Annotated in this window: 5 protein-coding genes; 1 reads left to right on the top strand and 4 read right to left on the bottom strand. The window is 73.2% G+C overall.

Annotated elements, in window-relative coordinates; translation table 11 throughout:
- Positions 1–169 precede the first annotated feature (169 nt).
- The 4 genes from EYA84_RS24380 to EYA84_RS24365 all read right to left on the bottom strand — a co-directional run bounded on the left by EYA84_RS24380 (position 170) and on the right by EYA84_RS24365 (position 4,782).
- Positions 170–934 carry a VOC family protein gene (locus tag EYA84_RS24380; RefSeq protein WP_131055702.1) on the bottom strand — a complete coding sequence of 255 codons (765 nt, stop codon included), beginning with the start codon at positions 932–934 and terminating at the stop codon, positions 170–172.
- 96 nt (positions 935–1,030) lie between these two features.
- A complete protein-coding gene (locus EYA84_RS24375) occupies positions 1,031–1,768 on the bottom strand; it encodes an ABC transporter permease (RefSeq protein WP_131055700.1) in 738 nt (245 codons plus the stop codon).
- A gap of 13 nt (positions 1,769–1,781) precedes the next feature.
- Positions 1,782–2,666, bottom strand: coding sequence for an ABC transporter ATP-binding protein (locus EYA84_RS24370; protein WP_131055698.1), 885 nt, complete (start codon positions 2,664–2,666; stop codon positions 1,782–1,784).
- 61 nt (positions 2,667–2,727) lie between these two features.
- Positions 2,728–4,782, bottom strand: a complete 2,055-nt coding sequence (locus EYA84_RS24365) for an AAA family ATPase (protein ID WP_131055696.1) — start codon at positions 4,780–4,782, stop codon at positions 2,728–2,730.
- Positions 4,783–5,078: 296 nt separating this feature from the next.
- Here EYA84_RS24365 and EYA84_RS24360 point away from each other — a divergent pair, with 296 nt between their 5' ends.
- Positions 5,079–5,930 carry a menaquinone biosynthetic enzyme MqnA/MqnD family protein gene (locus EYA84_RS24360; RefSeq protein WP_131055694.1) on the top strand — a complete coding sequence of 284 codons (852 nt, stop codon included), beginning with the start codon at positions 5,079–5,081 and terminating at the stop codon, positions 5,928–5,930.
- The last annotated feature ends 43 nt before the right edge of the window (positions 5,931–5,973 follow it).

The raw sequence follows: 5,973 nt of genomic DNA, 5'->3' as shown, positions 1-5,973 counted from the left end.
GACCCCACCTTCCCGTCCCCGGCCCCCGCCCCGCCCCCGTTCCCTCGCACTCGGCCCACTCGGCCGGTCGATCATGGAGTTGTGGTGGGTGCAAAGGCCGTGAATCCACCCGAACGAACAGCCACAAGTCCATGATCGACGGACCTGGGACCCGGGACCCGGGCGGCGGTCAGGGTTTCAGGGCGATGAGGGAGAAGAGGGCGCCGTGTGGGTCGCGCAGGGCGGTGACGCGGCCGGCGGGGATGTCCCGGGGCGGGACGAGGATGGTGCCGCCGAGTTCGGCGGCGCGGGCGGCGGTGGCGTCGGCGTCGGCGACCGAGAAGTAGAGCGTCCAGTACGCCGGTGAGTCGGCCGGGAACTCGGCGCCCAACGGCGGCATCATCCCGGCCACCAGGCGGTCACCCAGCCGCCAGCCGGTGTAGGCGACCTGCCCCATCGGCTCCTCCTCGGGCTGCCACCCGAAGACCAACTCGTAGAAGACCCGTGCCCCGTCCGGGTCGGGGGTGATCAGTTCGGTCCAGCACATCGCGCCCGGTACGTCGAAGACGTCGGCCCCGGCGAAGCTCATCGGCTGCCAGACGCTGAACGCGGCACCGGCGGGATCGCTGAACACGGCCATCCGGCCCCGGTCGAACACCTCGAACGGCGGCACCACGACCTGCCCACCGGCCCGCTCCACCCGGCCGACGACCAGGTCGGCGTCGTCGGTGGCGACGTACGTCGACCAGATCGGCACCTGGTCGGGTACGGCCGGCGGCCCCACGCCGGCCACCGGTCGCCCGCCGAGCAGGAAGACCGTGTAGCCGCCCGCCTCCGGTTCGGGGTCGACCCGACCGGTCCAGCCGAACAACTCGGGATAGAACCGTCGGGCCGCGTCCAGCCCCGGGGTGGCCAGATCGGCCCAGCAGGGGGTACCCGGTGGGACGCCGACCACGGGCCACCCCTCTCGGCTCGGGGCGCTCGCGGCTCGACCACCCTCACCGGCATCGTGGCACCGCCCGGCCGCCGCCCGAGCGAAACGGCCGGATCGTCAACTGAACCGGCGACCCTCGTCCCGTCGGTACGCCCACCCACCGATCGCGGCCAGCGCCACCACCCAGACCCCGAGCATGACCAGCGACAACGTGCTGACCGGGAAGTCGCCGACGACCGCCCACATCAACTCCACCGCCCCCCGGGTGGGCAGGAACGGCGCGATCGCCTCGATGAAGCCGGGCGCGTCACCGGGGGCGGAGAGCAGCCCACCGCCGAAGGCCATCGGGAAGAAGACGACCTGGGCCACCACGATCGCCGCCTTGCTCGGCAGTGAGTACCCGATGGCGAGCCCCAGCAGGGTGAACGGCACCGCGACCACCGCCACGGTGGCCAGCGCCAGCAGGAACCGGATCGGGGTGATCTCGGCTGCGGTCAACGTCGCGGCGATGACCAGCAGCGGGATCAGCGACAGGTAGGTGACCAGCAGACCGGCCAGCACCCGGCCGGCGAAGCGTGGTCCCGGCCCGACGGGCAGGGTCCGGGTGTACGGGTCCCAGGGCTGTTGGCGGTCCTCGGCGACCCCCATGCCGTACTGGAAGATGTTGGCGCTCATCACCGAGAAGGTGACCATCGAGGCGGTGGCGAAGGTGGCGCCGACCGGGTCGTCGCCGGCCCACGGCACCACGAAGAAGAGCATCGCGACGGCAGGGAAGAAAGCGCTGCCGAAGAGCGCGATCGGGATGCGGACCGTCTCCAGCAGTTGGTAACGCGCGTGGGTCAGGGCGAGTGGCACGGCAGGCACTTCCTCAGACGGGGGTCGGCTCGGTCTCGGCGGTGGTGATGGCGAGGAACGCCTCCTCCAGCGAGGTGGGCCGTACCTCCAGATCGCGGAAGTCGACACCGCTGGTGACCAGGTCGCGGACGAGCTGGTCGGCGTCGGCGGTGAGCAGGTGCGTCCGGCCGTCGACGTGTTCGGTGCGGACCACTCCGGGCAGCGTCGGCAGCGCGTCGGTGGTCAGACTGACCCGGCGTACGCCGACCACGGCCCGGACCGCGTCGACGCTGTCGTCGGCGAGTACCCGGCCGTGCCCGATCACCACGATCCGGCGTGCCAGCGTCTCCACCTCTTCGAGGTAGTGGCTGCTCAACAGCACCGTGCCGCCGTCGGCGTGGAAGGACCGGATGGCGTTCCAGAGGGTGTGCCGGGCCTCCACGTCGAGCCCGGTGGTCGGCTCGTCGAGCAACACCAGCCGGGGGCGGCCGACGAACGCCAGCGCCACGGCCAGCCGGCGTTTCTGTCCGCCGGACAACCCGCCGGTCTGCCGCTTGAGCTGGTCGGTGAGGCCGAACCGGTCGAGCAGTTCATCCCGGGGCACCGGGTCCGGGTAGTGGGCGGAGACGAAGTCGACCACCTCGCCGACGCGCAGGGTGGCGGGGAGCCCGGTCTCCTGCGGCGTCACGCCGATCCGTTGCCGGTTCGCCGCGTCCCGGGGGTCGCCGCCGAACAGCTCCACCCGGCCCGAGGTCGGCCGGCGCAGCCCCACCAGCAGGTTGAGCAGGGTGCTCTTGCCGGCGCCGTTCGGCCCGAGCAGGCCGACCAGTTCGCCCGCACGGACCTCCAGGTCGACCCGGTCCAGTGCGAGGACGTCGCCGTAGCGGCGACTGACCTGATCGGCGCGGGCGAGAATCACGGGGGGCTCCTTCCATGGTGCTCCGTGTACAACGGTCTATCGGGTCGGTGCCACCGCGCAATCAGCCGAGTGGTGCGGGCAGCGGCGCGACGTGCACCACCGAGAGCCGGGACACCGCCCGGGTGAGCACCACGTACAGGCGGTGCAGGCCGCGCGGTTCGGCCGCCACGATGGCCGCCGGTTCGGCGACGACCACGTGGTCGTACTCCAGGCCCTTGATCGTCGTGGCGGGCATGACGGAGACCCGCGTACCCGCCGTCGGTTCGTCGACGGTCGCCGTCTCGATCCCCGCCGCGGCCAGCGCCGCGCGTAGCCCGGCCACCGCGTCGTCGGCGGCGATCACCGCGATCGACCCCTCGTGCGCGAGCGCCGCGCGCACCTCGGCCACCGTCGCCTCGGACAGCTCGGTCACGGTACGCACCGCGAGCATGCCGTCGTGGCGCAGCGACTCGGCCGGAGGTACGTCGACGGCGAGCGCCGGCAGCAGCCGGTTGGCGAAGGCGAGCACCTCCGCAGGCACCCGGAAACCGACCGTCAACGGCACCACGACCGCGTCCGGCTTGCCCAGGTGGCGCAGGGTCTCCCGCCAGTCGGTGGCGGCCCACGGCGCGGTCGCCTGCGCCAGGTCGCCGAGGAGGGTGAGCGAGCCGTGCTCGCTGCGCCGGGCGATCACCCGGCACTGCATCGCGGAGAGGTCCTGGGCTTCGTCGATGACGACATGGCCGAAGCCGGTCGGCCGCTCGATCAGCCCGGCCGCCTCGTCGATCAGGACGGCGTCGGCGGCGGTCCACCGGGTGGCCTTCGGCGTACGGGCCCGCTTCCCGGCGGTGAGCAGGGCCTGCTCGTCAGGGGTGAGCAGTCCCTCGGCTGCCGCCGCGAGCCGGGCGGGATCACCGAGCAGGGCGTGCACCAGCCCTTCCGGGGTGAGCGCGGGCCAGACCGCGTCCAGGAAGGTGGTGACCGGCGTCGAACGGCCCGTCCGGCGCAGCCAGGCGTCGCTGGGCGACTCCGCCCGCCGGGCCTCGGCCTGCCGTTGCAGCAGCCCGACGACCCGGGCGCGGATCCGTTCCCGGCCGACGGCGTACGGCAGCCCCTCCGCGCGCGTCTCGTGGACCAGCCGGTGCAGTGGCTCCAATCCGATCCGCCAGCGGTACGAGCCGTCGGAGACGGTCATCGCCTCGGCCGGCTCGCCCACGTACGCGTCGACGGCCCGGCGCAGCACCTCGGCCATCCGGGCGTCGTGCTTGATCCTCGCCACCTCCGGCGCTTCCACCGCGCGCACCGCCACCCGGTCGACCAGGTCCTCGACGGTGGCCTGCGCGACCTCCACCTCACCGAGGGCGGGCAGCACCGCCGCGATGTACCCGAGGAACGCCCGGTTCGGGCCGACGACCAGCACCTTCGACCGGCGCAGCCGCTCCCGGTGCAGATAGAGCAGGTACGCGGCGCGGTGCAACCCCACCGCCGTCTTCCCGGTGCCCGGCGCGCCCTGTACGCAGATCGAGTCGGCCAGGTCGGCGCGGACCAGCTCGTCCTGCTCCGGCTGGATGGTGGCGACGATGTCGCGCATCGGCCCGATCCGGGGGCGTTCGATCTCGGCGGTCAGGATCCGGCTGGCGGTGCCGAGTTCCTCGCCCCGGTCGAGGTGCTCGTCCTCGAAGCTGGTCAGTACGCCGTCGCCGAAACCGAACCGGCGGCGGACCGCGAGCCCCTGCGGGTCGCGCGCGCTGGCCCGGTAGAACGACCGCGACACCGGGGCCCGCCAGTCCAGCACCAGCGGTTCGCCCTGCTCGTCGGTGACGTGCCGGCGGCCGACGTGGTAGCGCCGCCCGGCGTGCTCGGCATCGGCGTCGCCGAAGTCGAGGCGGCCGAAGAACAACGGCGTCCGCGGGTCGTCGGCGAGTTCGGCCACCCGCCGGGCGAGGTGCCGCCCGAGCTGTTCGGCGGTGTACGAGTCACCGGCCACCGTGTCGCCGGTGGCGAAGAGGGCCTCGGCGCGTTCACGCATCCGGTGCAGTGCCGCGCGGGACCGGGTCAGGTGCGTCCGCTCGGCGGTCAGCTCGTCGTCGAGGCCGGACGGCGGTGGGTACGGGGTGTGTGGGGCGTGCAGGCTCATCCACGTGCTCCTTGACGGGGAGGAAGGCTGCCGCTCGCGTGTCCGACCACGGGTCGGCGCGGGACGTCCGCTCCGGTGCTACTCACCTCGGCCGTCAGGCGGAAACGAACAGCCTACTCCCCGCCGGGCGGCCAGCAACCGATTTACCACCACCCCGAGCCGGGGCCGTGCAAGGAAGGGCCCCCTGCTAACGCCTGGTGTCGTACAGGGGACCCCTGCTTACATCAGGTGCGGGGTTGGCCACTTCCGGGGCGGCTCGCTGAGCCGATCGGGCGGTGCGGGGATACGGTCGGGGCATGGTCGAGCGCGTCGCCCGCCCCCGGGTCGGGCACATCCAGTTCCTCAACTGCCTGCCCATCTACTGGGGGCTGATGCGCTCGGGTGCGCTGCTCGACGTCGACCTGCACAAGGACTCGCCGGACCGGCTCAGCGCCGCGCTGGTCGCCGGTGACCTGGACATCGGGCCGATCACCCTGGTCGAGTACCTGCGGCACGCCGACGAACTGCTGCTCCTGCCGGACCTGGCGGTCGGCAGTGACGGCCCGGTGCTCTCGGTCAACCTGGTCAGCACCCGCCCGCTGGCCGACCTCGACGGGGCGCGGATCGCGCTCGGGTCCACCTCGCGGACCGGGGTGCTGCTCGCCCGGCTGCTGTTGCGCGAGCGGTACGGCGTCGACCCGGAGTACTTCCGCTGCCCGCCGGACCTGACCCAGATGCTGCTGGAGGCCGACGCCGCGGTGCTGATCGGTGACGTGGCCCTGCGGGCGATGTACGAAGCCCCCCGGCAGGGGCTGACCGTGACCGACCTGGGGCTCGCCTGGCGGGAGTGGACCGGCCTGCCGATGGTCTTCGCCGTCTGGGCGGTCCGCCGCGACTTCGCCGCCGCCCATCCCGGCCTGGTCAAGGAGGTCCACGAGGCGTTCCTGCGCTCGCGTGACCTGTGCCTGGCCGAGCTGGACCAGGTCGCCGAGTCGGCGGCCCGGTGGGAACCCTTCGACGCGGCCACCCTCGCCGAGTACTTCCGGGCCCTGGACTTCTCGCTCGGCGAGCGTCAGGTCGCCGGGCTCCGGGAGTTCGCCCGTCGGGCCGCCGAGATCGGCGAGACGCCCGCGTTGCCGGCCGGCGGACCGGCCTTCTTCACCCGCTGACCGCGCCCCGAACCCGCGGCAGCGCGGCCGTCGAGCCCCCGCC

Source organism: Verrucosispora sp. SN26_14.1, from assembly GCF_004307965.1.
Classification (GTDB): Bacteria; Actinomycetota; Actinomycetes; order Mycobacteriales; family Micromonosporaceae; genus Micromonospora.
This window is presented reverse-complemented; position numbering and strand designations above follow the sequence as displayed.

What these genes read in the sequence shown, in the direction of transcription:
- EYA84_RS24365 (WP_131055696.1), bottom strand. Translation starts at nt 4,782, where the DNA reads ATGAGCCTGCACGCCCCACACACCCCGTACCCACCGCCGTCCGGCCTC.
- EYA84_RS24360 (WP_131055694.1), top strand. Translation starts at nt 5,079, where the DNA reads ATGGTCGAGCGCGTCGCCCGCCCCCGGGTCGGGCACATCCAGTTCCTC.